The sequence below is a fragment of the Caenimonas soli genome (assembly GCF_013155545.1).
In the GTDB taxonomy this organism is placed as follows: Bacteria; Pseudomonadota; Gammaproteobacteria; order Burkholderiales; family Burkholderiaceae_C; genus Ramlibacter; species Ramlibacter soli.
In genome coordinates this window covers 40,919-65,577 of the sequence record NZ_JABJVV010000001.1, presented here as the reverse complement: position 1 = coordinate 65,577, position 24,659 = coordinate 40,919, and the positions used below count along the sequence as shown (strand labels likewise).

30 protein-coding genes are annotated in these 24,659 nt (G+C 65.1%); 8 read left to right on the top strand and 22 right to left on the bottom strand.

The window, feature by feature from the left end; all coding sequences use genetic code 11:
* Positions 1-2: 2 nt before the first annotated feature.
* From HNE04_RS00345 to HNE04_RS00310, 8 genes are all read right to left on the bottom strand, one after another.
* The gene (locus tag HNE04_RS00345) at positions 3-365 is read right to left on the bottom strand and encodes a DUF1428 domain-containing protein (RefSeq protein ID WP_172215689.1); all 363 of its coding nucleotides are present in this window, start codon (positions 363-365) and stop codon (positions 3-5) included.
* A 33-nt stretch (positions 366-398) separates the two neighbouring features.
* On the bottom strand, positions 399-776 hold the full coding sequence (locus HNE04_RS00340) for a VOC family protein (protein WP_172215688.1): 378 nt from the start codon (positions 774-776) through the stop codon (positions 399-401).
* Positions 777-779: 3 nt separating this feature from the next.
* Positions 780-1,235, bottom strand: coding sequence for an SRPBCC family protein (locus tag HNE04_RS00335; RefSeq protein ID WP_172215687.1), 456 nt, complete (start codon positions 1,233-1,235; stop codon positions 780-782).
* Entirely contained in the window at positions 1,130-1,561 is a 432-nt protein-coding gene (locus tag HNE04_RS00330; protein ID WP_172215686.1) for an ArsR/SmtB family transcription factor, read from the bottom strand. Before HNE04_RS00330 ends, HNE04_RS00335 begins: the two co-directional genes overlap by 106 nt.
* A complete protein-coding gene (locus HNE04_RS00325; protein WP_172215685.1) occupies positions 1,562-1,963 on the bottom strand; it encodes a VOC family protein in 402 nt (133 codons plus the stop codon).
* Between the two features lie 9 nt (positions 1,964-1,972).
* Positions 1,973-2,473: a VOC family protein gene (locus HNE04_RS00320; RefSeq protein WP_172215684.1), complete on the bottom strand. Its 501-nt coding sequence runs from the start codon at positions 2,471-2,473 to the stop codon at positions 1,973-1,975.
* A gap of 82 nt (positions 2,474-2,555) precedes the next feature.
* Positions 2,556-3,014 (bottom strand): tellurite resistance TerB family protein, encoded by a 459-nt coding sequence (locus tag HNE04_RS00315; RefSeq protein ID WP_172215683.1) that lies wholly within the window; start codon positions 3,012-3,014, stop codon positions 2,556-2,558.
* On the bottom strand, positions 3,014-4,039 hold the full coding sequence (locus tag HNE04_RS00310; RefSeq protein WP_172215682.1) for an AraC family transcriptional regulator: 1,026 nt from the start codon (positions 4,037-4,039) through the stop codon (positions 3,014-3,016). The genes HNE04_RS00315 and HNE04_RS00310 overlap by 1 nt, the downstream gene beginning before the upstream one ends.
* A 64-nt stretch (positions 4,040-4,103) precedes the next feature.
* On the opposite strand from HNE04_RS00310, the gene HNE04_RS00305 reads away from it, so the two are divergent.
* Entirely contained in the window at positions 4,104-4,376 is a 273-nt protein-coding gene (locus tag HNE04_RS00305; RefSeq protein ID WP_172215681.1) for a DUF4242 domain-containing protein, read from the top strand.
* Between the two features lie 18 nt (positions 4,377-4,394).
* Here the strand turns inward: HNE04_RS00305 and HNE04_RS00300 are convergent, their stop codons facing one another.
* Together HNE04_RS00300 and HNE04_RS00295 are read right to left on the bottom strand one after the other, a co-directional pair.
* Positions 4,395-5,558: an acyl-CoA dehydrogenase family protein gene (locus tag HNE04_RS00300; RefSeq protein ID WP_172215680.1), complete on the bottom strand. Its 1,164-nt coding sequence runs from the start codon at positions 5,556-5,558 to the stop codon at positions 4,395-4,397.
* Between the two features lie 18 nt (positions 5,559-5,576).
* Positions 5,577-6,671 carry a dipeptidase gene (locus tag HNE04_RS00295; RefSeq protein ID WP_172215679.1) on the bottom strand — a complete coding sequence of 365 codons (1,095 nt, stop codon included), beginning with the start codon at positions 6,669-6,671 and terminating at the stop codon, positions 5,577-5,579.
* A gap of 93 nt (positions 6,672-6,764) precedes the next feature.
* Between HNE04_RS00295 and HNE04_RS00290 the strand changes: the two genes are divergently transcribed.
* Positions 6,765-7,970 carry an acetyl-CoA C-acetyltransferase gene (locus HNE04_RS00290; RefSeq protein WP_172215678.1) on the top strand — a complete coding sequence of 402 codons (1,206 nt, stop codon included), beginning with the start codon at positions 6,765-6,767 and terminating at the stop codon, positions 7,968-7,970.
* A 4-nt stretch (positions 7,971-7,974) separates the two neighbouring features.
* Positions 7,975-10,122: a 3-hydroxyacyl-CoA dehydrogenase NAD-binding domain-containing protein gene (locus HNE04_RS00285; RefSeq protein WP_172215677.1), complete on the top strand. Its 2,148-nt coding sequence runs from the start codon at positions 7,975-7,977 to the stop codon at positions 10,120-10,122.
* 28 nt (positions 10,123-10,150) lie between these two features.
* Here HNE04_RS00285 and sorU read toward each other — a convergent pair whose 3' ends face one another.
* Positions 10,151-10,456 (bottom strand): SorU family sulfite dehydrogenase c-type cytochrome subunit, encoded by a 306-nt coding sequence (gene sorU / locus HNE04_RS00280; RefSeq protein WP_235964691.1) that lies wholly within the window; start codon positions 10,454-10,456, stop codon positions 10,151-10,153.
* An 8-nt stretch (positions 10,457-10,464) separates the two neighbouring features.
* Positions 10,465-11,688 (bottom strand): SorT family sulfite dehydrogenase catalytic subunit, encoded by a 1,224-nt coding sequence (gene sorT, locus HNE04_RS00275; RefSeq protein ID WP_172215675.1) that lies wholly within the window; start codon positions 11,686-11,688, stop codon positions 10,465-10,467.
* 102 nt (positions 11,689-11,790) lie between these two features.
* Here sorT and HNE04_RS00270 point away from each other — a divergent pair, with 102 nt between their 5' ends.
* From HNE04_RS00270 to HNE04_RS00255, 4 genes are read left to right on the top strand one after another with little or no spacing between them, the layout of a single operon-like run.
* On the top strand, positions 11,791-12,744 hold the full coding sequence (locus HNE04_RS00270; protein ID WP_172215674.1) for a bifunctional helix-turn-helix transcriptional regulator/GNAT family N-acetyltransferase: 954 nt from the start codon (positions 11,791-11,793) through the stop codon (positions 12,742-12,744).
* Entirely contained in the window at positions 12,726-13,607 is an 882-nt protein-coding gene (locus tag HNE04_RS00265; protein WP_268904840.1) for a DMT family transporter, read from the top strand. Before HNE04_RS00270 ends, HNE04_RS00265 begins: the two co-directional genes overlap by 19 nt.
* A 7-nt stretch (positions 13,608-13,614) precedes the next feature.
* The gene (locus HNE04_RS00260; protein ID WP_172215673.1) at positions 13,615-14,220 is read left to right on the top strand and encodes a chromate transporter; all 606 of its coding nucleotides are present in this window, start codon (positions 13,615-13,617) and stop codon (positions 14,218-14,220) included.
* The gene (locus tag HNE04_RS00255; RefSeq protein ID WP_172215672.1) at positions 14,217-14,789 is read left to right on the top strand and encodes a chromate transporter; all 573 of its coding nucleotides are present in this window, start codon (positions 14,217-14,219) and stop codon (positions 14,787-14,789) included. Before HNE04_RS00260 ends, HNE04_RS00255 begins: the two co-directional genes overlap by 4 nt.
* Positions 14,790-14,802: 13 nt before the next feature.
* Here HNE04_RS00255 and HNE04_RS00250 read toward each other — a convergent pair whose 3' ends face one another.
* The 7 genes from HNE04_RS00250 to HNE04_RS00220 all read right to left on the bottom strand — a co-directional run bounded on the left by HNE04_RS00250 (position 14,803) and on the right by HNE04_RS00220 (position 22,061).
* Positions 14,803-15,564: an alpha/beta hydrolase gene (locus tag HNE04_RS00250; protein ID WP_207717386.1), complete on the bottom strand. Its 762-nt coding sequence runs from the start codon at positions 15,562-15,564 to the stop codon at positions 14,803-14,805.
* On the bottom strand, positions 15,561-15,959 hold the full coding sequence (locus tag HNE04_RS00245; protein WP_172215671.1) for a DUF2784 domain-containing protein: 399 nt from the start codon (positions 15,957-15,959) through the stop codon (positions 15,561-15,563). The genes HNE04_RS00250 and HNE04_RS00245 overlap by 4 nt, the downstream gene beginning before the upstream one ends.
* Positions 15,960-15,962: 3 nt before the next feature.
* Positions 15,963-16,448: a L,D-transpeptidase gene (locus tag HNE04_RS00240; protein ID WP_172215670.1), complete on the bottom strand. Its 486-nt coding sequence runs from the start codon at positions 16,446-16,448 to the stop codon at positions 15,963-15,965.
* A gap of 14 nt (positions 16,449-16,462) precedes the next feature.
* Positions 16,463-16,933, bottom strand: a complete 471-nt coding sequence (locus HNE04_RS00235) for a DM13 domain-containing protein (protein ID WP_172215669.1) — start codon at positions 16,931-16,933, stop codon at positions 16,463-16,465.
* Positions 16,930-17,781: a transporter substrate-binding domain-containing protein gene (locus HNE04_RS00230; protein WP_235964690.1), complete on the bottom strand. Its 852-nt coding sequence runs from the start codon at positions 17,779-17,781 to the stop codon at positions 16,930-16,932. Before HNE04_RS00230 ends, HNE04_RS00235 begins: the two co-directional genes overlap by 4 nt.
* Positions 17,782-17,871: 90 nt before the next feature.
* On the bottom strand, positions 17,872-20,340 hold the full coding sequence (locus HNE04_RS00225; RefSeq protein ID WP_172215667.1) for a response regulator: 2,469 nt from the start codon (positions 20,338-20,340) through the stop codon (positions 17,872-17,874).
* Positions 20,341-20,366: 26 nt separating this feature from the next.
* On the bottom strand, positions 20,367-22,061 hold the full coding sequence (locus HNE04_RS00220) for a SpoIIE family protein phosphatase (protein ID WP_172215665.1): 1,695 nt from the start codon (positions 22,059-22,061) through the stop codon (positions 20,367-20,369).
* A 225-nt stretch (positions 22,062-22,286) separates the two neighbouring features.
* Between HNE04_RS00220 and HNE04_RS00215 the strand changes: the two genes are divergently transcribed.
* Positions 22,287-22,751 (top strand): DUF3237 domain-containing protein, encoded by a 465-nt coding sequence (locus tag HNE04_RS00215; RefSeq protein WP_172215663.1) that lies wholly within the window; start codon positions 22,287-22,289, stop codon positions 22,749-22,751.
* A gap of 55 nt (positions 22,752-22,806) precedes the next feature.
* Here the strand turns inward: HNE04_RS00215 and HNE04_RS00210 are convergent, their stop codons facing one another.
* Genes HNE04_RS00210 through rlmB form a run of 3 tightly spaced genes read right to left on the bottom strand, consistent with a single transcriptional unit; the run spans position 22,807 to position 24,592 of the window.
* Positions 22,807-23,142 carry a hypothetical protein gene (locus tag HNE04_RS00210; RefSeq protein WP_172215661.1) on the bottom strand — a complete coding sequence of 112 codons (336 nt, stop codon included), beginning with the start codon at positions 23,140-23,142 and terminating at the stop codon, positions 22,807-22,809.
* Between the two features lie 2 nt (positions 23,143-23,144).
* A complete protein-coding gene (locus HNE04_RS00205) occupies positions 23,145-23,861 on the bottom strand; it encodes an SIR2 family NAD-dependent protein deacylase (RefSeq protein ID WP_172215659.1) in 717 nt (238 codons plus the stop codon).
* The gene (gene rlmB / locus HNE04_RS00200) at positions 23,858-24,592 is read right to left on the bottom strand and encodes a 23S rRNA (guanosine(2251)-2'-O)-methyltransferase RlmB (protein ID WP_172215657.1); all 735 of its coding nucleotides are present in this window, start codon (positions 24,590-24,592) and stop codon (positions 23,858-23,860) included. The genes HNE04_RS00205 and rlmB overlap by 4 nt, the downstream gene beginning before the upstream one ends.
* Positions 24,593-24,659: the final 67 nt, after the last annotated feature.

Below are 24,659 nucleotides of genomic sequence, written 5' to 3'. Positions count from 1 at the left end.
ACTCAAAGCTCCAGCATTGTCTTGAAGCCACCCCAGAACATGCGCTTGCCGTCGAATGGCATCGCCTTGGGGTCCATCATCGGCGCCAGCCGCGGATCCTTCATGACCTTGGCGTTCACGCTGTCGCGGTGCGAGCGCGATTTGTAGACGATCCAGGAGAACACGACCGTCTCGTCGGCCTTGAGCTTCACGGCCTGCGGGAACGACGTGGTCTTGCCGGGCTTCACGTCGTCGGCGACGCACTCCACGTATTCCAGCGCGCCGTACTCCTTCCAGATGTTGCCGGCCTTGCGCGCCATGCGGCGGTAGGCGTCGAGATTGTTCTTGGGAACGGGAACGACGAATCCATCGACATAACGGGGCATGGGAACCTCCTTGAAGCAGGGTTGAGACAAGCCTTAGCCGTGGGCCAGGCAGAGGATGTTGCCGTCCGGGTCCTGGCACCAGGCAACTTTGCGGTCGCCCGCGACATGGATGTCGCCCCGGCGGGTGGTTTGCGGCATGTCGTCGTAGTGCAGGAACGGAACACCGCGAGCCCGCAGCGTGCGCACCAGCTCTTCGAGGTCCCCCGTCACCGACCAGGTGGCCGAGGTCGCCTTGTTGGTGCCCGCGTAATCAGATTCGTAGACCATGACGGCGGAGTCGCCGCTGCGCAAGATCAGCATCCCCGGCTCGCTGGCAGCAGGCTCCAGGCCCAGCTGGCCCTCATAGAACTTGCGGGAGGCCTCTACGTCCTTGACGGCGATGGTGTCCATGGCATTGCTGTGCTTCAACATGATTCACTCCTTTTCAGCAAGAAAGTCGTCGAGCTTGGCAAAGGTGAGATTCCAGCCGCGCTCGTGGTTGTCGCGAGCCGCCTGGTCGAAGAATCGGTCGTGGCGGAACGCCAGTTCCGTGCCCTGGTCCGTGGGGCGGAGTTCTAGGGTGACCAGGGAGACGCGATGGGGCGTGCTCTGCCAGGCCCAGGTGAAGGAGAGCCTGCGGTTCTCCACGACCTCCTGGTAGGTGCCCGACACGCTGTGCTCCTCGCCGTCCTGGGTACGGAAGGCGATGAGGTAGCGGCCACCGGTGCGCACATCCAGCTCGGCCCTCGTGACCGAGCCCGGCTCGCCCGGCCCGAACCAGCGGCTCAGCGCTTGCGGCTCGGTCCAGGCCCGCCAGACTTTTTCGGGCGCGACGGCGTACTGGCGGGTGATGTTGAGGCTGGACCTGTCTTGCGTGGTGCTCTGGGCCATGGGTTGACCTCCTCTTCGTGGTACAGAAAGCGGCCCAGCGCATCGAGCTGCGCCGTCCAGAATTTCTCGTAATAGGCCAGCCACATAGCCGCCTCCTGCATCGGTTCGGCCGCGAGTTCGCAGCGCACGACCCGTCCTTCCTTCTGGCGCGTCACCAGGCCGGCATCTTCCAGCACACGCAGGTGCTTCATGAAGCCCGGCAAGGACATGCCGTGCGGCGCCGCGAGTTCGGTCACCGTGGCGCCGCCCTGCCCCAGCTGCCGCAGCACGTCGCGCCGGGTCGCGTCCGACAGCGCCCAGAACACCTTGTCGAGTACTTCCGTCACTCAAGCGCCCGCCATCATCGGCAAGGGTTGCAGCATGCTCAGACGGTTCTTCTCGGTGTCGAAGAACGACACGTACTTGCCGACCCCGGGGATGTCCATCGGCTCGCCCAGCACCTCGCCGCCGGCGGATGCCACGGTCTTCATGGCGGCCGCGATATCGGGCACGGCGATCACGATCGATGGGTACTGGGCAGGCCAGTCGGGATTGCGCGGATAAAAGCCGCCATTGATGGCGCCCGCCGGTGCACCGGGCTTGGCGTCCGCCTGCGCGGTGGTGGCGAGCACATAGTTGCCCATGTCCTCGCCCAGCATCTGGAGTTGCCAGCCGAAAGCCGACTGGTAGAACTTGGCGATTCGGTCGCGATTCTCATAGGGAATTTCGAAGTGGACGACTGGATTCATGACTGCTCCTCAGCGGCCTTCATACGCGCGCTTCAGCTCCGCGATGTCGAGTTTTTTCATCTTTAGCATCGCCGTCATGGCGCGCTGCGACTTGCCTGCATCAGTGTCGAGCAGCATTTCGACCAGCGCACGGGGCACCACCTGCCACGACACGCCGAACCGGTCCTTGAGCCAGCCGCACTGCTGCGCCTTCTCGTCACCACCCGCCGAAAGCTTGTTCCAGTAGTGATCGACTTCTTCCTGGCTTTCGCAGGAAATCTGCAGCGAGATGGCCTCGTTGAACTTGAACACCGGGCCCCCGTTGAGCGCAGTGAACGACTGCCCCTCGAGCTCGAATGCCACTGTCATCACCGTGCCGGGCTTTTGTCCGTGGATTTCCTGCCCGGCCTCGCCATACCGGCTGACGGCAACGATCTTCGAATCCTTGAAGATGCCGGTGTAGAACTTGGCGGCCTCCTCGCCCTGGTTGTCGAACCAGAGGCACGGTGCAATCTTCGAACTGATTTTCATGGGCGCTCCTATAGTTAACCAGTCGGTTTAGTATATCGGCGAGAGGGGACGTGTCAAGCCGGTTCCTCGTTAACCGAGGTAACTACGCCTGTGATTCTTTGGCATGCAACTTTGCCGCGATGTACTCGCCGTGCGTTACGTGCAGCAGCCCGGCCACTTTGGAGATCAGGTGGTTCTCGTGCGCGTCCAGATGCCCGTCGGCATACGCCACCTGCCACATGTACTCGACGATGCGGATCTTTTGCTCATGGCTGAAGCCATCATTGATGACCGACGTGAACTGATGGAAGTCCGATGCCGTGCGTGCGGTCTGCTCGGCCAATTCCACCATTCGTGACAGCTCGTCGTCCGCCAGCAAAAATTTCTGCCGCAGCGCCGAGACCACCGCGAGCCGTTCCTGCGGCCCGAGTTCCGGATCGGCACGCATGACTTCGACCAGCAAAACCGCGGTGGCCAGCTGGAGAGAATGTTCGTTGCGCGCGCCGCCGGCGCCCGGCGAGGCCGAGACGGAGTTGAAGAGGTCTTTCAGCGTTCGCAGCATCAGGGTGCTCCTTTGCGCCACGCAGCCGGCGAAACGCCGAGGTGACGCTTGAACGCGCGGCTGAATGCGGCCTCGGAATCGTAGCCGACACGCTCGGCAATGGCGGCCATGCCCAGTTGCGGCTGGTCGCGCAGGAGATTGGCCGCCAGCTGCAAACGCCATTGCGCCAGGTAGCGCATGGGCGAGACACCCAGCGCCTCGACGAACCGGGCGGCCAGGACGGATCGCGACACGGCAACGCTGCTCGCCAGCCGGTCCACCGTCCAGGCGGTTGCGGGCTGTGCATGCAAGAGCATGATCGCGCGGCCGAGCATCGGGTCCTTCAGCGCGCCCAGCCATCCGGTCTGTTGCGCCGGCAGCCCTTCGACGTACTGGCGCAGGCAGTCCACCAGCACCAGCTCCGGCAGCCTGGCCAACAAGGTTTCCCCGCGGCTGCCAGGACGGTCCGCTTGCTCCACCACGTAGCGCAGACTTGCCTCGCGCCACTGCACGGCCTGGTCCGAAGTCGGGCGGACGTGGATCAGCCGCGGCAGCGCCTGCAGCACCGGATTGAACAGCAGATCATCGCAATGCAGATAGCCGCACAGGATTCTTGTGCGTGGGCCACCACCCCCATGCCGCACCACCGGCATCTCATGCCAGGGCGGCATCGGCAGTAGCGAGGCGATCGGCACCGGTGGCACGCCGTCCGGGCATCCCATCGAGTGCCGGTCGCAATACGGCAGCACCACCGCATCGCCGGCCCGGGCTGTCGCCTGCTCGCCGCTGTCAAGCCGGATGGTGAACATGCCCTCCACGGCCACGTGGAACAGGACAAGGCGACGGGCGCCGGGCTGCACGATTTGGCACAGCGTCGCCGCATCGGTGGAGGCAAAGGCCCAGGGTTCGGAGAACTCGCCGCGCAGGAATACCGCGCTGGAAAGGTGGATGCGGCCGAGCACGTCGGCCAGCACCTCGGCGCCGCCTGCAAACGACGACGTCTTCGATCCCGGAGTTTCGAGCATGAATTTCGGAGTCGTCGTCATGGTATTTGCGCGAATCTCGCACCATAGTCTGTTCCCCCAACCACCGCAACGTGAGGAGATCGATATGCCCAAATTCGTCATCGAGCGCGAGTTCCCCGGCGCCGGCAAGCTGTCGGGCATGGAACTCAAGGGAGTGGCGCAGAAGTCGTGCGACGTGCTGCGCGAGATGGGCCCCAAGGTCACCTGGCAGCAGAGCTATGTGACCGACGACAAGATCTACTGCGTCTACATCGCCGACAGCGAGAAAGAGGTGCGCGAGCACGCCGAGAAAGGCGGCTTTCCGGCCAACAAGATTTCCAAGGTAAGCGCCGTGATCGACGGAGCCACGGCCGAGTGATGCGTCGGGGCTGCGGCGCTACTTTGCGCCCAGCCCCATAGCGCGCGTAATCACCTCTTTCATGATCTCATTGGTGCCGCCGTAAATGCGCTGAACCCGCGCATCCGCATAGGCACGGGTGATCGGGTATTCCCACATGTAGCCGTAGCCACCGTGCAGTTGCAGGCACTCGTCCATCACCTTGCACTGCAGGTCGGTCGTCCAGTACTTGGCCATGCTGGCGGTGGCGGTGTCCAGCTTGTCCTGCACCACCAGCTCGTTGCACTTGTCGACGAACACCTGCGCGATCTGCACTTCGGTCTGCAGTTCGGCCAGGGTGTAGCGGGTGTTCTGGTAGCTGGCCACCGGCTGGCCGAACACCTTGCGCTCTTTCACGTACTGCACGGTCCAGTCGATCGCGGCCTGGGCCGAGGCCACGGCCGTCACGGAAATCTGCATGCGCTCCCAGGGCAGCTGCTCCATCAGGCAGATGAAGCCCTTGTTCTCGAAAGCCGCGCCACCCAGCAAGTTCTCGGCCGGCACGCGCACGTTGTCGAAGAACAGTTCGCTGGTGTCCTGCGCCTTCAAGCCCAGTTTCTTGAGCCGCTTGCCCGTCTCGAAGCCCTTCATGCCGCGCTCGACCAGCAGCAGGCTGGTGCCCTTGGCGCCGGCGTCGGGCTGGGTCTTGGCAACGACCACCACCAGGTCGGCGTGCCAGCCGTTGGTGATGAAGGTCTTGCTGCCATTCAGCAGGTAGCTGCCGTCGGGCTGCTTGATGGCGGTGCTCTTGATGCCTTGCAGGTCGCTGCCCGCGGCCGGCTCGCTCATGGCGATGGCGCCCACCATCTCGCCGCTGGCCAGCTTGGGCAGGTATTTCTTCTTCTGCTCCTCGGTGCCGTAGTGCAGGATGTACGGCGCGACGATCTCGCTGTGCAGGCTGTAGCCGATGCCGCTCCAGCCGCCGCGCGCCAGTTCCTCCATCTGGACCACCGAATAGAGCTTGTCCACGCCCGAGCCGCCGTACTCTTCCGGCATGGTCGCGCACAGATAGCCGTTGTCGCCCGCCTTGTTCCAGACGGCGCGGTCCACGTAGCCCTGCTCTTCCCAGGCTTCGTGGTGCGGGGCGATCTCTTTCTCGCAGAATTTGCGGAAGGCGTCGCGGAAGGCCTCGTGGTCGGCCGTGAATAGCGTGCGAGGGATCATGGGACTGCTCCTTGGGAATCAGGTTTTGGCGGCGCCGTTCATGGCCGCCTTGACGATGCGCGCGTAGTTGCCGATGAAGATGTTGTGCAATGTCGTCTCGTCGATGCCACGCTTGAGCAGGTTGTCGATGACGTCCCGCAAATCGCTGTAGTCGTTCAATACCCGGTTGGGCCAGACGCCCTCCATGTCGGTGCCGAAGGCGACGTGCTGCGGCCCGATCAGGTCGCACATGCGCATCATTTCGTCCGCGAACGTGCCCTTGCTGTTCACGGGATACGCGGGGTCATTGCCCAAGCGAAGGCACCACAGGCCCACGGCGCCGCCGCGGGCCGCGATCTTTTTGGCGGAAGCAAGAGAGAGTGAACGGGCGATATAACCCACGTCCTTGTGCGTGCCGCCTTGCGGGGAAATCCAGGAGTGCGACCAGACCATGGGCGCATCGGAGGCGTCCAGGGCTCCGTCCACCAGCGCCGGCGTGCCGTGCGCGAGATCCACGACCATGCCCAGCCGCTTGCACTCGGCCACGACCTTCGCCCCCACGGGCGTCAAGCCGCCGTGGACAGGCTCGGCGGTCTGGTGGTCGCCCAGCGGCGTGCGAATGTAATGCACCAGTTGCAGGTGGCGAACTCCCATCGCGTGGGCCTGCGCCAGGCGCTCGGGCTGGCCTTCCAGGAAGTTGGCCGATTCACAGGCCAGCAGCACGCGCGGTTCGCCCGCTAGCGCCAGATCGACGTCACCCGCGGTGAGCGCCTTGGCCACCTTCCACTGTGCAAGCCGCCCCTCGTAATCGGCCATCAATTCCTGGAAATAGGCCCAGATCTGGCCGGGCTGCGGCTCAGCGACCTGGCGTAAGCCGGCGGCAGTGGACGAGATCCAGCGCCTGTCGTCCACCACCGCCCAGGAAAGCAGCACGATGCCGTTCTCGCGCATGTGCTTGTCCAGGTCCATACCGAACAGGCGAGGCAGGAACATGCCGTAGTGCGAGTGCATGTCGGCGATGTAGGGCTTGCGCACCGGCGCAGGTGCCTGGCTCCGGGCAGGCAAGGCCAGACCCGCCGCCAGCGCCGCGCCCAGTGCGCCCAGCTGGCGCCGGTTGATTTCGTGCTTTTTCATTCGTTGATCCCCTCAAGTGTCGCTATTTTTACAGAGCACCCGCTTGGTGAAATGAATATACTGGCTTTTTGCCGCCCTGCCAGGAGAAAGATCATGACCGAAGCCTACGTATACGACGCCATCCGCACGCCTCGCGGCAAGGGCAAGAAGGATGGGAGCCTGCACGAAGTCAAGCCGGTGAACCTGCTGGCCGGCGTGCTGGTCGAGCTGCAGCGGCGCAACGATTTCGACACCTCGCAGGTCGATGACGTGGTGATGGGCGTGGTCTCGCCCATCGGCGAACAGGGCTCGGTCATCGCCAAGGTCGCGGCGCTGAAGGCCGGCTGGGATTTCCGCTGCTCGGGCGTGCAGCTGAATCGCTTCTGTGCCTCCGGGCTGGAGGCCGTGAACATGGCCGCCCAGAAAGTGCGTTCCGGCTGGGAGGACCTGGTGGTGGCAGGCGGCGTGGAAAGCATGAGCCGCGTGCCCATCGGCTCGGACGGCGGCGCCTGGGCGCAGGACCCGGAAACCAACTCGGCCACGGCCTTCGTGCCGCAAGGCATAGGCGCCGACCTGATCGCCACGCTGGAAGGCTTCTCGCGCGAAGACGTGGATGCCTTCGCCATGGAAAGCCAGATGCGTGCCGCCAAGGCGCGCGAAGGCGGCTTCTTTGCCGGTTCCGTGGTGCCTGTGAAGGACTTCCTGGACCAGACCATCCTGGAGCAGGACGAATTCATCAAACCCCGTACCACCATGGAGGCACTGGCTTCGCTGCGGCCAGCGTTCGAGCAACTCGGCGCGATGGGCTTCGACGACGTCGCGATCAGCCGCTATCCGCAGGTCGAGCGCATCAACCACGTGCACCATGCCGGCAACTCGTCCGGCATCGTCGATGGCGCGGCCGCTGTCCTGATCGGCAGCGAGGCGGCGGGCAGGACCCACGGCTTCAAGCCGCGGGCGCGCATCGTCGCCGCGGCGCTGTCGGGCGCCGACCCGACAATCATGCTCACCGGCCCGATGCCCGCAGCACGCAAGGCCCTGGCCAAGGCCGGCATGACGATCGACCAGATCGACCTGTTCGAGGTCAACGAGGCCTTCGCCGCTGTGCCGATGAGGTTCATGAAGGAGATGGGCGTGCCCCACGACAAGGTCAACGTCAACGGCGGCGCCATCGCCATGGGCCACCCGCTGGGCGCCACGGGCGCGATGATCCTCAACACCCTGATCGACGAATTGCATCGCCGCAAACTGCGCTATGGCATGGCCACGCTGTGCGTGGGCGGTGGCATGGGCATCGCGACCATCGTCGAAAGAATCTGATCTCATGAAAACCATCAAGTACGAACTCGTCGAGGGCATCGCCACCATCACCTTCGACGAGGAGGGATCGCCCGTCAACACCATGTGTGCGCAGTGGCAGAACGACCTGACCGAAGTCACCGGCCAGGTCGTCCGCGACAAGGAGGCCATCAAGGGCATCGTGCTGGCCTCGAACAAAAGCACCTTCTTCGCCGGCGCGGACCTGAAGGGCACGATGCGCCTGCAGTCCACTGACGCGCCGAAGGTGTTCCAGGAGATCCAGCAGACCAAGAAGAATTTCCGCACCTTGGAAACGCTGGGCAAGCCCGTCGTCAGCTGCCTCAACGGCACAGCCCTGGGCGGAGGCTGGGAGGTCGCGCTAGTGGGCCACTACCGCGTGGCCGTGGACAACCCCAAGATCCAGTTCGGCCTGCCCGAGATCACGCTGGGCCTTATCCCCGGCGCCTCCGGCATCACCAAGATGACCCGCCTCTTGGGCTTGATGGGCGCGCAGCCCTACATCCTGGAGAGCAAGCTGTTCACGCCGCGCGAAGCGCTGGAGATGGGCGTGGTGCATGAACTGGTGCCTGGCGCTGCGGCCCTCCGGCCGGCAGCCCTGGCCTGGATCGACGCGCACCCGCAATCGCAACAACCCTGGGACGACAAGAACTACAAGATGCCAGGCGGCACACCCAGCAATCCCAAGATCGCCGGCATGCTGAGCGTGGCCCCCGCCGTGCTCAAGCAGAAGACGCGCGGCTTGTACCCGGCGCCGGAATACGCGCTGGCCGCGATGGTCGAAGGCGCGCAGGTCGATTTCGATACGGCCCTGCGCATCGAGTCGCGCTACCTGGCCAAGCTGATCGCCAGCCCGGTCGCGAAGAACATGATCAACACGTTCTTCTTCAACATGAACGCGATCAAGTCGGGGCAGTCGCGGCCCAAGGACGTGCCGCGCTACAAGCCGCAGAAGGTGGGCATCCTGGGCGCCGGCATGATGGGCGGGGGCATCGCCTACGTGCAGGCCAGCCGCGGCGTTCCTACCGTGCTGAGGGACGTGACCGCGGAGAAGGCCGAGGCCGGCCGCAACTACAGCGTCAAGGTGACCCAGCCGCGGGTGGAGAAGGGCCGCATGAGCCCGCAGGACCAGAACGCCCTGCTCTCGCGCATCACGGCCAGCGATTCGATCGAAGATTTGAAGGGCTGTGATCTCATCATCGAAGCCGTGTTCGAGAACCGCGAACTCAAAGCACGCGTGACCCAGGAAGCCGAGCCCATGCTGGCGCCCGGAGGATTTTTCGCGAGCAACACCTCGACCCTGCCGATCACCGGCCTGGCCAAGGCCAGCCGGCGCCCGGAAAAATTCGTCGGCATCCACTTCTTCAGTCCGGTGGACAAGATGAAGCTGGTGGAAATCATCCGCGGCAAACAGACCGACGATGAAACGGTGGCCCGCGCCTTCGACTATGTCCAGTCCATCGGCAAGATCCCCATCGTGGTCAACGACTCGCGTGGCTTCTTCACTTCTCGCGTGTTCGGCACCTTCGTGATGGAAGGTTCGGCCATGGTCGGCGAGGGCATCCCCGCTGCGGTCGTCGAACAGGCGGGCATCCAGGCCGGAATGCCGGTGGGACCTTTGGCCGTGCTGGACGAGACGGCGCTGTCTCTGTCGGTGCACGTGCTGGACCAGACCCGCGCTGACATTCGGGCCGAGGGCGGCACCTACATCCCGTCGGCCGGCGAGTTGCTGGTCGAGCGCATGGTCAAGGAGTTCGATCGCAATGGCCGCGCGGCCGGTGCCGGCTTCTACGAGTACCCGGAGGAAAAGGGCGCCAAGAAGTACCTCTGGCCGGAACTCAAGAACCTGTTCGAGCAGCCGGGCATCCGCTGGGACATGCAGGACCTGAAAGACCGGCTGCTCTATCGGCAGGCCGTCGAAACCGCGCGCTGCCTTTCGGAGAATGTGCTGACTACCGTGCACGACGCCAACATCGGCTCGATCTTCGGTATCGGCTTTCCCGGCTGGACGGGCGGCGCCATGCAATTCATCTACGGCACCGGCATCGACGCGTTCTGCGCACGCGCGGCTGAACTGGCGGACAAGTACGGCCCCGGATTCTCAGTCACGGCCAACGTCAAGGAAGCCATCCGGAACCACCAACCGACGTACTAACCAGTTTACAAACGACGCCTAGCGGCGGCTACTTCCTGGTTGCCTGCTCGACGTAGCGCGCCAGCGCCTGGATCTGCGCTTCCGTGAGCTGCGGATAGGCGGGCATCTGTCCGATGCCGTTCTTCAGTGCCTTCACCACGCGCGCCGCATCGGGTTTGAGTTCGTCCAGCGAAGGGCCCACCGCGCCCTCCGCCCCCGCATCCTTGAGCGCGTGGCACAGCATGCAGGCGGGCGAGGCGCCGCCCATGAACAGGCGCTTGCCCTCTTCCTCGGCAGCCATGCTGGCCGAAGCGGCCGCAACCAGCGACAGCAGCAGGGCTGCGCGCCAAAACATCCGCATCGTCAGGCCACTGTGACGGGCAATGCGTGGGCGCGCCAGCCGCTATTGAGATAGCCACCTGCGTTTTCCGGCGTGGTCTCGGCCTGCCAGCTGAACTTGACGTCCTGCACGCGCGAAGCCAGCACGTAGTTGCCAGGCTCCAGCTTCACCGGCAGCACGAATTGGCGCCAGGCGAAGCGGCCCAGGTCGGGGCCGACCAGCCGCGCCTCGCGCCAGGTCTGACCACCATCAGTGGAAACGTCCACGCGGCGCACGGCCTGCATGCCGCCCATGGCCACGCCGTGGATCTGTACCCAGCCGGCCTTGAGCGGGCCCGCTTCGGGCGCAGGCCCGTTGATCCACGACTTGGCATCCATCTCCCAAACCGCGGGATGGCTCGGTTCGCCCTTCTGCCCCGGCGGCGACATGCGATAGCCAGTCTTCTGGATGGCCGCGTCGGTTTCCTGGGCCGTGAACGCAAGCCGCTTGACATACTTGATGTTGTTGACGCCGCTGTAGCCCGGCACGATCAGGCGCAACGGCCCGCCGTGCGCGTGGGGCAGTGGCTCGCCGTTCATTTCCCAGGCGAGCAAGGCATCTTCCATCGTCTTCAGCGGAACCGAACGCTCCACCATCACGCTCTTGGGGTCCAGCCCATCGGGCAGCTTCTCGCCGCCGGTTCCCGTCATGAAGCGCGCGCCGTCGGCAAGACCGCCGAGCGCGGCCACGACGGTGCGCACCGGCACGCCGCTCCAGATGACACAGCCGGCCGCGCCCACCTGCCATTTGGTGCCGCTGGGCTTGCCGGCGAAGTAGCCGCGCCCATTGCCCGAGCATTGAAGCACCGTGGCCATGGTTTCGATGCCCATTGCCTTGAGCTCGGCGACGGTGAGTATGCGCGGCCCGCGCACTCCCTCGACGGCGAGCGCCCAGGCATCGCGGTCGGCGACGATGGCCACGTCCGGAGCCGGCAGGTTGTTGCGAATGTACAGCCGATCGTTGGGCGTGATCACGCTGGTGCCGAACGCACTGCGCTTGGTTTCTATGGTCGTGGCGGTGTGCTGGATGAGGAGCTCGGCATTCTTCCAGCTCACGTAGGCCGGAAGCGGCTTGGCGCCAGGCGGTGTCGCCGCCGGTGTTTGCGCTTGCGCTTGAGTCGTCACTGGTGCCAGGCCGGCAGTGGCCAGAGCGCCGGCGCCGGTGGCCAGGAGGTGGCGGCGGGTGAGATTGATGGGCGAAGTGCTCATGTTGCCTCCAGCTATGTTTGCAAATCCAGCATAAGCCAATCGAAGTGCGTTGTCATTGGGGGGAATGCTAATTACTTGACGACGGCAAGCAATTGCATGACGATGTCAGGTATGCCCCCCACCGCTTCCGTGGTCGAGCCGGCCCAGGTCAAGGCCGTGCGCGGCTTCAACCGCTTCTACACCCAGCGCATTGGCGTGCTCGACCCCTATCTCGGCAGCGAACTGTCGCTGACCGAGGTTCGCGTGCTGTACGAACTGGCGCACCGCGACCAGCCCACGGCGACGGAACTGGGCCGTGACCTGGCGCTGGACGCCGGCTACCTCAGCCGCATCCTGCGCCGCTTCGAGACCCGCGGCTGGCTCGCCCGCGCGCCCTCCCCGGCCGATGCGCGGCAGAGCCTGCTCAAGCTCACCGAGGCCGGCCATGAAGCCTTTGCGCCCTTGCAGCAAAAGTCGCGCGACGAAGCGGCAGCTCTGTTGGCCGAGTTGTCCGCCCCCGAACGCGACAAACTGATCGCCGCGATGGACACGGTCCAGCAGCTGCTTGACGCCTCGCACAAACCCGCCACCGCAACCCGCACCGTGGTGCTGCGCGATCCGCGCCCGGGCGACATGGGCTGGGTGGTGATGCAGCACGGCGAGATCTACTCGCGCGAATATCGGTTCACTAACGAATTCGAGGCGCTGGTGGCCGATGTCGCCGCCAAGTTCATCAGGAACTTCGACCCCGCCTGGGAAAAGGGCTGGATCGCGGAGATCGATGGCGAGCGGGTCGGCTCGGTCTTCGTGGTACGTAAGTCCGCCACCGTCGCGCAACTGCGTCTGTTGATCCTCACGCCCGGCGCACGCGGCCACGGGCTGGGCGGGCGGCTCACCGACGAATGCATCGCCTTTGCGCGCAGCAAGGGCTATCGCAAGATGACGCTGTGGACCAACGGGCACCTGGAGGCGGCGCGCGCCATCTACAAGTCGCGTGGCTTCAAGCTCGTCCAGAGCGAACCTTTCCATGCCTACGCTCAGGACCTGATCAGCGAGATCTGGGAGTTGAAGCTATAAACCGCGCCCTCGTCGCCGCTGCCGGCGCCAGCGTGCTGGTGGGCGCGGGCATCGTAGCTTCGCGTTTCGCAGTGGCGGAAGTGCCACCGCTGACGCTGGCGATGCTGCGCTACGCCATCGGTTTTTGCTGCCTGCTGCCGTTCGCCTGGAGCGGCTTGCCGCGCATGCGTGGCCGCGACCTGTGGGCCATGGCGGCGCTGGGCATTGGGCAGTTCGGCGTGCTCATCGCCCTCTTGAACTTCGGCCTGCAACACGTTGGCGCAGCCCAGGCGGCGCTGATTTTCAGCCTGTTCCCCTTGCTGACACTGCTGCTCTCTGCCGCATTGGGCCGGGAACGCATCAGCTGGATGCTTGCGCTGGGCGTCCTGATCTCGATCGCGGGCGTGGCCATGGCGCTCGCCTCCAAGGTGGGTGCGAGCCATGCCGGGCATTGGTGGGGAGAGTTGGCAGTGGCGGCCTCGGCCGCCATTGGCGCGCTGTGCACCGTGCTGTATCGCCCCTACCTGCAGCGCTACCCCACCGTGCCCGTGTCGGCATTCGCCATGCTGTCCTCGGTGCTGTTCCTGGCGGTGGTGGCGCTGGGCGAGCAATGGCCCGCCCGTGTGCCCACGTTCAGCGGCCAGGCCTGGGCGGCGATTGTTTTCATCGGCGTTTCCAGCGGCGTCGGCTATTTTTGGTGGCTCTTCGCGCTCAAGCACGAGTCCCCGACGCGGGTGACGGTGTTCCTGGCTCTCAACCCCGTGACGGCAGCGCTGCTGGGATGGGCGCTGCTCGGAGAAGGCTTGCATTCCGCTGACCTCGGCGCGCTGGCACTGGTCGCAGCCGGGCTATGGCTGGCAACTCGGCCGACACCGGCGCGATAATGGGCTCATGAGTTTATCGCCCGAGGCGCCCGCCGATGCGTCAATCGAGAAGCGGCCTCAGCCCAATTCCCTTTCCGACCTGTTTTTTTCGTTCACCATCCTGGCCCTGCAAGGCTTTGGCGGCGTGCTCGCCGTCGTGCAGCGCGAACTGGTGGAAAAGAAGCGCTGGATGACGCGCGAGGAGTTCGTGGAGGACTGGGCCGTGGCCCAGATCATGCCGGGCCCCAATGTGGTCAACCTGTCGCTGATGATCGGCGACCGCTACTTCGGGCTGCGCGGCGCCATGACGGCACTGGCCGGCATGCTGACCGTTCCCCTAATCGTGGTGCTGGGCCTGGCGCTGGTCTATGGCCAGTTTGCGGACAAGCCTGAAGTCGCCGGCGCGCTGCGCGGCATGGGCGCGGTGGCTGCCGGCCTCATCACGGCGACCGGCCTCAAACTGTCCACCGCGATCAAAAAACATCCGATGGGCGTGCCGGTGTGCATCGTGTTCGGCATCGCCTCGTTCGTGGCCATCGCGCTGCTGCGATGGCCGTTGGTGTATGTGCTGCTCGGCCTGGGTGGCCTGGCCTGCGCCATGACCTACCGCAAGATGGGAAAGACCGGCGCATGACGATCACCATGACCGGCGCCGACTGGCTGTCCCTCTTCGTTCACTATCTTTCGCTGTCGCTGTTGTCGGTGGGCGGCGCCATCACCACGGCGCCCGACATGCATCGCTACCTGGTGGATCGCCAAGGCTGGCTGACAGATCCGCAGTTCAGCGCCTCGATCGCGATCGCCCAGGCTGCCCCCGGCCCCAACGTGCTGTTTGTCGGCCTGCTGGGCTGGAACGTGGGCCTGAATGCCGGCGGCCTGCCCACGGCGTTTCTCGGCCTGGCCGTCACGATGGTCGGCATCATGATCCCCAGCACCACCCTCACCTACCTGGCCGCCCGCTGGGGCCACGAGAACCGCGAGTTGCGCGCGGTGCGGGCCTTCAAGCAAGGCATGGCGCCCATCGTCATCGCGCTGCTGATCGCCACCGGCTGGATTCTCGCCACCGGCAGCAACTACGCGGTGCGCGACTGGCCGATCTGGGCGGTGGCCATCGTCACGGCCATCGTGGTCTGGCGCACCAAGGTGCATTTGCTCTGGCTGCTGGGCGCCGGCGCCGTGTTGGGGTGGATGGGCTGGGTGTGAGGCGCCCCCGGGTTCATCGGGCGCCGCGCACGATGTCCAGGTAGACCGGGTTCATCGAAATCGTGTTGTGTCCGGTGCCGGGCAGGATGACGAACCGCGCAACGCCCTGCGCGAACCGGGCGTGAAGCTGGTTGGTGCTCCACCTCGGGATCACCTCATCGTGCTCGGCCGCAACGATGGTGGTGGGCGCAGTGACCAGCGGCGCGTAACGGCCGGATTCGTATTTGTCGTAGAGCAGCCAGCGCACCGGGAAGATCGGGAACTGCGCCGCCGCAAGGTCCTGCAGGCTGTCGTACGGCGTGACCAGTACCAGGCGTGACACCGGCCGCTGGGCCGCCAGCCGGATGGCGATGCCCGTCCCCAGGCTGCGGCCCACCACCACGACATTGGGGTGGTCCGCATGAATCTTGTCGAACAGTTTCAGGGCATCGTCTTGCAGCGCCGGCTCGGACGGAGCGCCCGAGCTGCCGCCGTAGCCTCGGTAGTGCATCAGGAAAAGCGCGTGATCGGGAAACGCGGTCGCGAGCGATGGCAGGCTGGCTGAGACATCCTCCGCATTGCCGCCGAAATAGATCAAGGCGTCGGGGCCCGCGCGGGGCCGCACCGAAACCCGCAGTTCGGCGCCATGGACGGGCAGCTGGATTTGCGAGGAACTGCCGAGCAAGCTTGGCTGCGGAAAGTAGATCAGCGAACGCTGGAAGAAGAACAGCGCCGCGCAGGCAGCCAGGTACACGAAGGCGGCAAGGGCCACGACGACGACCGTGCCTCGCATCATCGACGCGACCTTCCCGCACCCGGCGGAAAGTACCACCAGGTGGCCAGCACGAGCAGGCCGAACAGCGAATAAACCAGTGTGAAGACCCAGGCCGGCGCGTCGTAGTAGAGCAAGCGCTGCAGCCAATGCTCGATGAAACTGCCGCTGTAGGTGAGCCCGGCGCCTTTGGCGCGCAGCCACATCTCCAGCGTGGTGAGCGGGCACGTGATGGCAAACCAGGTCTCGGCCACGACCACTGCAATGGCGCCCAGGTGGGCCAGGCGAAACCAGAGCTGGTTAACCCAGCGCCAGCCGCGCAAGTTGCCCGCAATCACCAGCACCAGTCCGGCCACCACGAACAGCACCACGGCGACGTGCAGCGCGAGCACGGCATCGGCGAGTTGCTGGTATGGCATCGGTCATTCCTGGATCAAAACCTCGGTGCCGGTCTCGACCAGATCGAACAGATCGACAATCTCGCGGTTCTTCATTCGCACGCACCCATGAGACAGAGCAACACCCATGGGCGCATTGTCCGGGCAGCCGTGGATGTAGATGTATCTGCGCATGGTATCGACAGGGCCGAACCGGTTCTTCCCCGGCTCGCGGCCGCACAGCCAAAGGATGCGGGTCAGGATCCAGTCTCGCTGGGGATTGGCCTGGGCCAGATCGTCGGAATAGATCTCCCCCGTGGGCCGCCGGCCGACGAACACGGCGCCCTCCGGTTGGCCCGCCCCTATCTTGGCGCGGATGACGTGAAGGCCGCGGGGCGTGCAGCCGGTGCCCTGCTGCTCGCCGGGGCCGTTCTTGGCTGTGGAGATGCGATAGCGGCGCGCGACTTCGTTCTGCCGGTAAAGGCAGAGGGTTTGATCCCCAAGACTGACGACGATCCGCGACTCATTCATCTTGCCGCTGCATGTTACTTGTACTGGGCGGCAGTGATGAACTGGCTGAACGACTCACACCAGACGATGACCGTCGTGAACTTGCCCGGGTCGACATTGGCAGGCACCGGGACTATGAAGTTGTCGAAAGTCTTCACATCACCCACCCGAACCATCTGGGGCTTGAGGCGCATGAAGTCGGCCTCGGTCTCGACGAACTGGGGCGAGAGGTACAGCTTGTAGTCGGGCCCAGGCGCGATTCTCCCTTGAAGCGAAATCGCCTCGCGCCCGATGCTGACAGCTCCCTCGCCCCAGTGCAGCGGGTCGCTGTCTTTGAGGTTGCGCCGGAACTCGCCCTTGTATGCGGCCCGCTCGGCGGTGGAGCGCAACGCGGACGCCTCTGGCGAAGAAGGCGCAGTCAGGATCGGCAAGACGTAGATGCCCGCCGCGAAGCCGACAAGGGCTACCGCAGCGTGGGAGAGCAGGAGTAGTGCTACGCGGTTCATCGCTGAGCTGGGTTCGGTGCGGCCACAACCGCGCCGCGTATTCCGGCCCTCTCGAGCGCGGCTTTGACCAGCCCCTCCGACTTCGCGTCCTCAACGAATTTTCGTGCATAGGCCATTGCGAGCTCCCGACCCTTCGGGATGGCCATGGCCACCGGATCGGTAGCAAACCGACCGTCGAGAACTCGAAAACCGGGCATCTGATCCGATATTTCGAACAAGCTTGGCTTGTTGCCGGCAAATACGTCTGCTCTCCCGGATCTCACAATCTCCAACGTGCCAGCGATGCTTGATGCTCGAACCACCACGGCATTTTTCAGTGTGGGAGAAAGCAAGGTGTCCGCAAGGCCCTTCTCCTGCATGGCAACTCGAATGCCAGGCCGATCCACATCAGCCGCGGTTGCGATGGAAGAACTGCCAGGGATGAGGTAGCCTAATTCGACTTCCAGGTGCGGCGCGGTGAAATCCATGTCCTTCGCTCGCGCAGGACTTAATGCAATAGAGGCGACGTCCCAACCGCCGGATTTGGCGCTGCCGACGAGGGCTGCGACCGATGGGTACACGACCGGCTCAAACGGAACTGCCATGCGTCGGGCCAACTCTTTTCCCAGGTCAAATCCCACCCCTTTCATTTCACCCGATGCGGAGTCCCGCACCACGGACAAGGGATTTCCCAGATACAGCCCAACTCGAAGTTTTCCGGTTGGGGCCAGGGCTTGTCGTGCTTCCGGAGCAGGCGCAGTGTGGATGCCCGCGCAGCCCGTAAGAAGCAGTCCAAGTATCCCTGCCATCAACCAGTGCGTTCGCATCGCGTTCTCCGTTCCGATATTTTTTTCATGATCCTCTTTCAAGAATGGAGGCGTCGGCTCAATGGAAGGGTTAGACCGCATTCTCGCCCACGGCATGGCGATCGCCCCCCAGCGCGAGGGACCGGGTGTCCGTCAAGCTGTTTCCTCGCGAGACTTGAAATAGGCAGCCAGGCGCATCCGTTCCCGCTCGAACGCGGGCATGCCGCTCAGGATCGCCTTCCAGTCGCCGGCGCGGCTGGCGCGGTCGATGTGCTCGCAGGCAGCAGCAAAACCGAGCGCGCCGATCATCTTGCTGGCGCCCGCCATGCGGTGGGCGGACTGCGTCACCCGGGCAACGTCGCCGGCTTCCAGCGCGTCTTTGAGGACGGCCGCGTCCTCCTCGCACGTGTTCCGGAAGGCTGCCAGGACCTCGTTCACGACCGCTGCGTAACCGCCGCAGTTCTTCATCAGAAACGCCTGATCGATCGGGGTGACGGAGGGCTCGGCGTCCTCGCTTGGACCGGCGGCCGCGGCAGGCGCGCCGGGCTCCGGCGGAATCGGCAGCCACTGATCGAGCTTTTCGGTGAGCTGCGACAACTCGACCGGCTTGACCAGGTAGTCGTCCATGCCGGCGGCCCGGCATGCCTCGGCCTCTCCCTGCAGCGCGTTGGCGGTGCAGGCAATGATCGGAACGCGCTTGAGGTCCTTGGCGGATTCGAGGCTGCGGACGCTGCGCGCCAGTTCGTAGCCATCCATCTGCGGCATGTGGCAGTCGGTGATCACCAGCCCGAAGCGGCCCGACTTCCACTTCTCCAGGGCCTCGATGCCGTGTTCGGCGGTCTGGGCGGCATAGCCCAGCGTTTGCACCTGGCGCAGGAGCAGCATGCGGTTGACCGGGTGGTCATCCACCAGCAGCACGAGCGTCCCTTCCGTCTCCGCCTGCGCGATGCTGGGAGCCGTGCGGCGCGCGGAGATGGCCGCCGGCAGCGCGCGCGCGCTTTGGGCGCCGCTGTCTGGCAGCGCCTCGACGATCGGCAGCGACAGGCTCAGGATCAGGGTCGTGCCCTTGCCAGGCTCGCTCTCCAGGGAGATGGTGCCGCCCATCATCTGCGCCAGCTGGCGGGAGATGACCAACCCCAATCCCGCGCCGCCCGAGTTCCGGTCACCGAGCGCCTGGCTGAAAGGCTGGAACAGCCGCTGCTGGTCCTCCTGCGAGATGCCGATGCCGGTGTCCTTCACCACGAAGCGCAGGCTCTCCTGTCCGTCAGCCCGCCCCACCCATTGCGCACTGATCTCGATCGAGCCTATAGGGGTGAACTTGATCGCGTTGCTGACGAAGTTGTTGAGGATCTGGCGCAGCCGCACCGGATCGACCCAAAGCGCCGGGCTGATGCGAGGATCGACGATCCGCCGGACGATCAGGCCCTTGCTGCTGGCGTTGCCCAGGTAGATGCTCTGCACCTCCTCGATGACCTGCCTGATGGAGACCACATCGGGGCGGACCTCCAGTTTGCCGGCCTCGATCTTCGAGAAGTCGAGGATGTCGTCGATGATGCGCAGCAGCGACTTGCTCGATGCGCGCACGATCCCGAGGGTCTCACGCTGCTCCGCATCCAGGTCGGTCAGGCTCAGGAGTTCCAGCATGCCGAGCATGCCGTTCATGGGTGTCCTGATCTCGTGGCTCATGGTGGCCAGGAAGGTGCTCTTGGCGCGATTGGCCGCTTCGACATCCGCGGTGCGCTGCGCCAGGGTCGCATTCAGCCGCTCGACCTCACGCTCCTTTTTCACCTTCTCCGTCACGTCCTCCGCGATGGTCAGCACGTACCGCGGCTGTCCGGCGTCATCGAAGATGGGGATTTTCTTCATGTGCAGGATGCGCTCGCCCCCACCGGGCGGGTGCAGCGTCGCCGCCGGGACGTCCAACTCGCGGCCCAGCGCCAGGGCTTGCTTGTCGCTCGCTGTGTAGAAGGCGGCCTCTTCCTTCCTGGGGTGGATGTCGTAAGCGGTCTTGCCGATCACCTCCTGCGCGCTGCGCCCCGACGTTTGCTCGTAGCCGCGATTGACGCGAACGAACGTCAGGTCGCTGGCGTTCTTTACGATGACCATGTGCGGGATGTGCTGGATCACCGAATTCAGGAAGCTGTTGGCCGTTTCGAGTTCGGCGGTGCGCGATCGCACGCGCTCCTCCAGCTCGGCGTTCAAGGCGCGAAGGTCTTCTTCCGCACGGCGCAGCGCCGCGCGCTCCTCTTTCTCGATCAGCGCTCGCCGAACCTGGGCGCCCAGCCGCCACGGCCGCTGCTTGAGGACGTAATCGGTGGCGCCAGCCTTCATGCACTCCACCGCGTCTTCCTCACTCCTCAGGCCTGAGGAACTGATGATCACCGGAAGCTCCGGCTGCTGCTCGCGGACATGGCGCAACGCCTGCAGGCCGCTGTAGCCCGGCAGTTCATAGTTGCATATCACCACATCGAAGGCTTGCCCTTGCAGGCTGGATTCGAAATCCCCCTTGCCGCGCACCCACACGATCTCGCAGGCAGGGTGGTCGGCCTGCAACCTGAGCCGCAGGCGTTCGGCGTCGAGCGGGTCGTCTTCCAGATGCAGCAGTCGAATGGCGGCGTTCATGTCGGCCTTTGGTGAGCGAGCGCGGATCAACCCGTGTCGCCGCGAAGTGACTCCACCACCCCGCGGAATTCCTCGCGGTTGCTCTCGCTCAGCGCCGAAAGCGCTTCGTGCGCATGCAGGATCCGCTTACGCACCGCCGCCGGATCGGACCCGGAGCCCAGCGCATAGAGTTGGCGCGGGGCGGGAACGTCCTCGCGGATGCAGGCCAGCACCTGCTCCATGCTCAGTTCCTCGAACAGCGCACGCACTCCCGGCGTCACCCCCGTCAGTACCACTCCGCCCCGGGCTACCAGCTCGTGCACGGTGCCGAGGAAGGTGCTGTCCAGATATTCGCAGTCGGAGAGGTCCAGCACCAGCGCGTGCCCCTCGTCCAGCACGGCCTGCGCCGTTTCATGGAAGGCATCGCAGTGCATCCATGTGGCCCGGCGCCGCAGCGCGAGATACGCGGCGTTCTCCGTCTCGCCGTAGAACACCACCTCGCCACCCGGTGGCGCCACGGCTGGCACGGCAGCAGCGGGAAGCGCGGCGCCGTTGTCGAACCAGGAGATCCCTGCATGCGCGTCGATGAGGAGGATGGTCACGTCATCACGCTCTGCGCCGGCCGCCGCGCCAAGGTCAAGCTGCGCCATCACTTCCTGCGCGCTGGAGAGTGGTCGCGAGAGCACCCACTCCAATCGTTGCAGGTCCTGCTCCGAACCCGAGGGAAGCAGCCCGTCGGTGTAGAGGAAGATCCGGTCGCCCGCCGCGATCTGCAGACGCTCCTGCCGGAACTGCGCGTCCGGCGCGAGCCCGAGCGCGGGCCCCGTGCGGCGGATGAGGCGCGTTTCCCCGTTTTCGCACAGGTGCAGCACGGGCGGGTGGCCCGCGGATGCCAGCGTGAGGCTTGCGTCCGCCGTGTCCAGCAGGCCCAGGACGGCCGTCAGGAACAATCCGGGCGCGGCGTGCGACTGGCAGATCGAGCGGTTCACCGTCTCCAGCACCGTCGCCGGCGGCAACACGAGGTCCGTCTCGGGATCCACCAGGACCAGCCGCTGCTTGAACAGCACCGAAAGCATCGCCGAAGTGACGCCGTGGCCCGTGGCGTCGGCCAGGTAGAAGGCCAGGTACCGCTCGCCCAGCCGGATTACGTCATAGAGGTCGCCGCCCACATGCTGCCCCGGCCGGTAGACGGCTTGGATGCAGTACCCTTCCAGGGATGGTGGACTGCGCGGCAGCAGCGCGCGCTGGATCACCTCCGCTCGCTCCAGGTCGCGACGCAGCAGCTCGGAGGTTTCCTCGAGCTCGCGCACCTTGCGCTGAAGTTCCCCGTGCAGCCGCTCGCGCTCCGCGACGAGCCGCCGCCGCTCGAGCGCGTTGCGAACCGCGACCTCCATCTCTTCCTTCCGCGGCGACTTTGGCAGGAAGTCGAATGCCCCCAGCCGGATCGCAGCCACCGCCGAGTCGAAGGTTTCCAGCCCGGAGAGGACGATCCACGTGGCGCCTGGCACCGCCTCGCGTCCCCAGCTCAGCAGTTCCAGCCCGTCCATCCGCGGCATCATGATGTCCGTGAGCACCAGGGCGACGTCCGGGCGCTCGCGCAGGACCTGCTGCGCCGCGACGCCGTCGGCAGCCTCCAGGACCGGAGCGCAGCCGAAGCTTTCCAGTGCGCGCTTCACCAGGAGGCGGGTCACAGGCTCGTCGTCCACCACCAGCGCGAGGGGAGGGACAGGATCGGGGCTCATGACGTGCAATCGTAGGCAGTGTGCCGTACCAGAATGGATTCTGCGAGCCGCCGGGGGCGATAGCAAGTGTCACGGCCCAATCTGAATGGACACCTCGACAGGGATTTTCCCCCAATGAGGACAAGGCCTTTGGCGTGGCGCAGGTGTGCCGCGGCCTCACGGGGGTCCCTGGCAAGCGATGGGCAACAGCTCGGCCTGTGCCAGACGCATCCCGATAATCACGCCATGACCCTCCCCCCTCCTCCCCTCAAGCTATTCGCCGACCTCACCGTGCTGGTGGACAAGCCGCAGGAAATCGGACGCACTGCTCGCGGTTTGCGCCGGCTTATTCCCATCCTGGGCGGCGAAGCCATCGGCGACGGCTGGCACGCGCGGGTGCTGCCGGGCGGGGCGGACTTTCAGTTGGTGGTGAGCGACACCCTGGCTGAACTCGATGCGCGGTACGTCCTGGAGACCGATGGCGGCGACATGATCTATGTGCAGAACCGGGCCATTCGTTCGGGCTCTCCTGATTTGATGGCGCGGCTGGTGGGGGGCGAGCCGGTGGATCCGGCGTTGATCTACTTTCGCTGCAGCCCTAGCTTTGAGACTGTGTCAGCGTCGCTGGGGTGGATCAATGAGCGGATGTTTGTGGGGACCGGGGCGCGGTACCCGGATAAGGTGGTGATGACGTTTTTCGAGTTGGGGTGAAAGGCATGGATGCCGGATCTAGTCCGGCATGACAACCTCCCCGGGGGCATGACAACTAGTGCGGGTTCTCGAAGAACACGTAGTGGCTGAAATCGCTGACTTCGAAGTACACCTTCTTCTCCGTCGGCTCGGCTACGAAGTTCAGGTTCTCGTCCAGCACGCCATAGCCAAAACGATAGGCGCGCGGCTTGTTATCGTCGGTGCCTAGTGCGGTGCTCAGCTTGTCCACCTTCAGCCAGCGCCGCACGACCTTGTCGCCGGCGTAAACCTCCAGCACGCCGTTGGTGCCGGTCCAGTTCTGGATGTCGCGGCCCAGCTTGTTTTGCTGCTCCTGCGTGCAAGAGGCCAGCAGCAGCGTGGCCGCCAGGGCGGTGATGATGGTGTAGCGCATGACTAATCCTCCAGGAGTTGCGGCAGCAATTGCGCCGCCTTGCCACGCAGCACGGCGTCGGCTGCGTCGTCGAGTTCGGTGGGCTCGGGGTTGACGATCACTACTTTGCCCGCGGCCATGCGCGCAAGGCCGGCCGCCGGATAGACCACGCCCGAGGTGCCCACCACCAGCATCAGGTCGCATTCTTGTGCGGCGGCTTCGGCGGCAGCCAAAGTTTCCAGCGGCAGCATTTCGCCGAACCACACCACGGCCGGCCGCCGCAGGTTGCCGCAGACCTTGCAATACGGCGGCCGGGCCGCAGCGGGCTGGCTTGCGTTGCAGCAGGCCTTGGGCTCGTCCAGCCATTTGTCTTCGGAGATGTTGCCGTGCAAGGCCAGCACGCCGACGCTTCCGGCCCGCTGATGCAGGCCATCCACGTTCTGCGTGATCAGTGTCAGGCGCTGCGGATGGCGCTTCGCGAAGGTGGCCAAGACGCGATGGCCGGCATTGGGCTCGACCTTGGCGACCATCTCGCGGCGCATGGCATACCAGTCCCACACCATCGTCGGGTTGGCGCGGAAGGCTTCTTCGGTCGCCAGTTGCTGCGGATCGAACTGGGCCCACAGCCCGGTCTGGGCATCGCGGAAAGTGGGCACGCCCGATTCCGCGCTCATGCCGGCGCCCGTCAACACGGCGACACGCCTGGCCGCACCCAGCCAACCGCGGGCCTGCTCGATCATGTTCGTTGCCGCAGCGCCTCGTACAGGCAGACGCCGCTGGCCACCGAGACGTTCAGGCTTTCCACGGAGCCCCGCATCGGGATGCTCACCAGTTCGTCGCAGGTCTTGCGGGTCAGCTGGCGCATGCCCGCCCCTTCGGCACCCAGCACCAGGGCCACCGGGGCCTTCAGGTCGGCCTGGTAAACGGTTCTGGGGGCGTCGTCGCTGGTTCCTATGCACCAGATGCTGCGTTCCTTGAGCTCGCCCAGGGTTCGCGCCAGGTTGGTGACCATGAAATACGGCACGGTTTCGGCCGCGCCGCTTGCCACCTTGGCGACAGTGGCGTTCACACCTACGGCGTGGTCCTTGGGGGCGATCACGGCGTGCGCGCCCGCGCCGTCTGCCACGCGCAGACAAGCGCCCAGGTTGTGGGGATCGGTCACGCCGTCCAGGACCAGCAGCAACGGCGGCTCCTTGATTCCGTCCAGCAGGTCGTCCAGCGAGTTGGCCGCCTTCAGCACCTCCACCCGGGCGGCTACGCCCTGGTGGCCGTGGCTGCCGGCCAGCTTGGCCAGGCGCATGCCGTCGGCCTCGATCACGCGGGCGCCAGCCTCGTTGGCGCGATCCAGAAACTGCCGCATCCGCGCATCTTTTCTGGTGGGATCGACGTAAATCTCGATGACGGAACGCGGGAAGGTTTTGAGCCGAACGCCGACTGCGTGGAATCCGAATAGCACTTTTGGTGAGGACATCACAGAATTATCCCGTGGTCTTGAGTGCTACCCCTGTATAAAATGGTGTTCATTATTAGGAGAGAGG

Excerpts from the sequence above, each read along its gene's own strand:
- HNE04_RS00345 (WP_172215689.1), bottom strand. The coding sequence starts at position 365 with ATGCCCCGTTATGTCGATGGATTCGTCGTTCCCGTTCCCAAGAACAAT.
- HNE04_RS00340 (WP_172215688.1), bottom strand. The coding sequence starts at position 776 with ATGTTGAAGCACAGCAATGCCATGGACACCATCGCCGTCAAGGACGTA.
- HNE04_RS00335 (WP_172215687.1), bottom strand. The coding sequence starts at position 1,235 with ATGGCCCAGAGCACCACGCAAGACAGGTCCAGCCTCAACATCACCCGC.
- HNE04_RS00325 (WP_172215685.1), bottom strand. The coding sequence starts at position 1,963 with ATGAATCCAGTCGTCCACTTCGAAATTCCCTATGAGAATCGCGACCGA.
- HNE04_RS00320 (WP_172215684.1), bottom strand. The coding sequence starts at position 2,473 with ATGAAAATCAGTTCGAAGATTGCACCGTGCCTCTGGTTCGACAACCAG.
- HNE04_RS00315 (WP_172215683.1), bottom strand. The coding sequence starts at position 3,014 with ATGCTGCGAACGCTGAAAGACCTCTTCAACTCCGTCTCGGCCTCGCCG.
- HNE04_RS00310 (WP_172215682.1), bottom strand. The coding sequence starts at position 4,039 with ATGACGACGACTCCGAAATTCATGCTCGAAACTCCGGGATCGAAGACG.
- HNE04_RS00305 (WP_172215681.1), top strand. The coding sequence starts at position 4,104 with ATGCCCAAATTCGTCATCGAGCGCGAGTTCCCCGGCGCCGGCAAGCTG.
- HNE04_RS00300 (WP_172215680.1), bottom strand. The coding sequence starts at position 5,558 with ATGATCCCTCGCACGCTATTCACGGCCGACCACGAGGCCTTCCGCGAC.
- HNE04_RS00295 (WP_172215679.1), bottom strand. The coding sequence starts at position 6,671 with ATGAAAAAGCACGAAATCAACCGGCGCCAGCTGGGCGCACTGGGCGCG.
- HNE04_RS00290 (WP_172215678.1), top strand. The coding sequence starts at position 6,765 with ATGACCGAAGCCTACGTATACGACGCCATCCGCACGCCTCGCGGCAAG.
- HNE04_RS00285 (WP_172215677.1), top strand. The coding sequence starts at position 7,975 with ATGAAAACCATCAAGTACGAACTCGTCGAGGGCATCGCCACCATCACC.
- sorU (WP_235964691.1), bottom strand. The coding sequence starts at position 10,456 with ATGTTTTGGCGCGCAGCCCTGCTGCTGTCGCTGGTTGCGGCCGCTTCG.
- sorT (WP_172215675.1), bottom strand. The coding sequence starts at position 11,688 with ATGAGCACTTCGCCCATCAATCTCACCCGCCGCCACCTCCTGGCCACC.
- HNE04_RS00270 (WP_172215674.1), top strand. The coding sequence starts at position 11,791 with ATGTCAGGTATGCCCCCCACCGCTTCCGTGGTCGAGCCGGCCCAGGTC.
- HNE04_RS00260 (WP_172215673.1), top strand. The coding sequence starts at position 13,615 with ATGAGTTTATCGCCCGAGGCGCCCGCCGATGCGTCAATCGAGAAGCGG.
- HNE04_RS00255 (WP_172215672.1), top strand. The coding sequence starts at position 14,217 with ATGACGATCACCATGACCGGCGCCGACTGGCTGTCCCTCTTCGTTCAC.
- HNE04_RS00250 (WP_207717386.1), bottom strand. The coding sequence starts at position 15,564 with ATGATGCGAGGCACGGTCGTCGTCGTGGCCCTTGCCGCCTTCGTGTAC.
- HNE04_RS00245 (WP_172215671.1), bottom strand. The coding sequence starts at position 15,959 with ATGCCATACCAGCAACTCGCCGATGCCGTGCTCGCGCTGCACGTCGCC.
- HNE04_RS00240 (WP_172215670.1), bottom strand. The coding sequence starts at position 16,448 with ATGAATGAGTCGCGGATCGTCGTCAGTCTTGGGGATCAAACCCTCTGC.
- HNE04_RS00235 (WP_172215669.1), bottom strand. The coding sequence starts at position 16,933 with ATGAACCGCGTAGCACTACTCCTGCTCTCCCACGCTGCGGTAGCCCTT.
- HNE04_RS00225 (WP_172215667.1), bottom strand. The coding sequence starts at position 20,340 with ATGAACGCCGCCATTCGACTGCTGCATCTGGAAGACGACCCGCTCGAC.
- HNE04_RS00220 (WP_172215665.1), bottom strand. The coding sequence starts at position 22,061 with ATGAGCCCCGATCCTGTCCCTCCCCTCGCGCTGGTGGTGGACGACGAG.
- HNE04_RS00215 (WP_172215663.1), top strand. The coding sequence starts at position 22,287 with ATGACCCTCCCCCCTCCTCCCCTCAAGCTATTCGCCGACCTCACCGTG.
- HNE04_RS00210 (WP_172215661.1), bottom strand. The coding sequence starts at position 23,142 with ATGCGCTACACCATCATCACCGCCCTGGCGGCCACGCTGCTGCTGGCC.
- HNE04_RS00205 (WP_172215659.1), bottom strand. The coding sequence starts at position 23,861 with ATGATCGAGCAGGCCCGCGGTTGGCTGGGTGCGGCCAGGCGTGTCGCC.
- rlmB (WP_172215657.1), bottom strand. The coding sequence starts at position 24,592 with ATGTCCTCACCAAAAGTGCTATTCGGATTCCACGCAGTCGGCGTTCGG.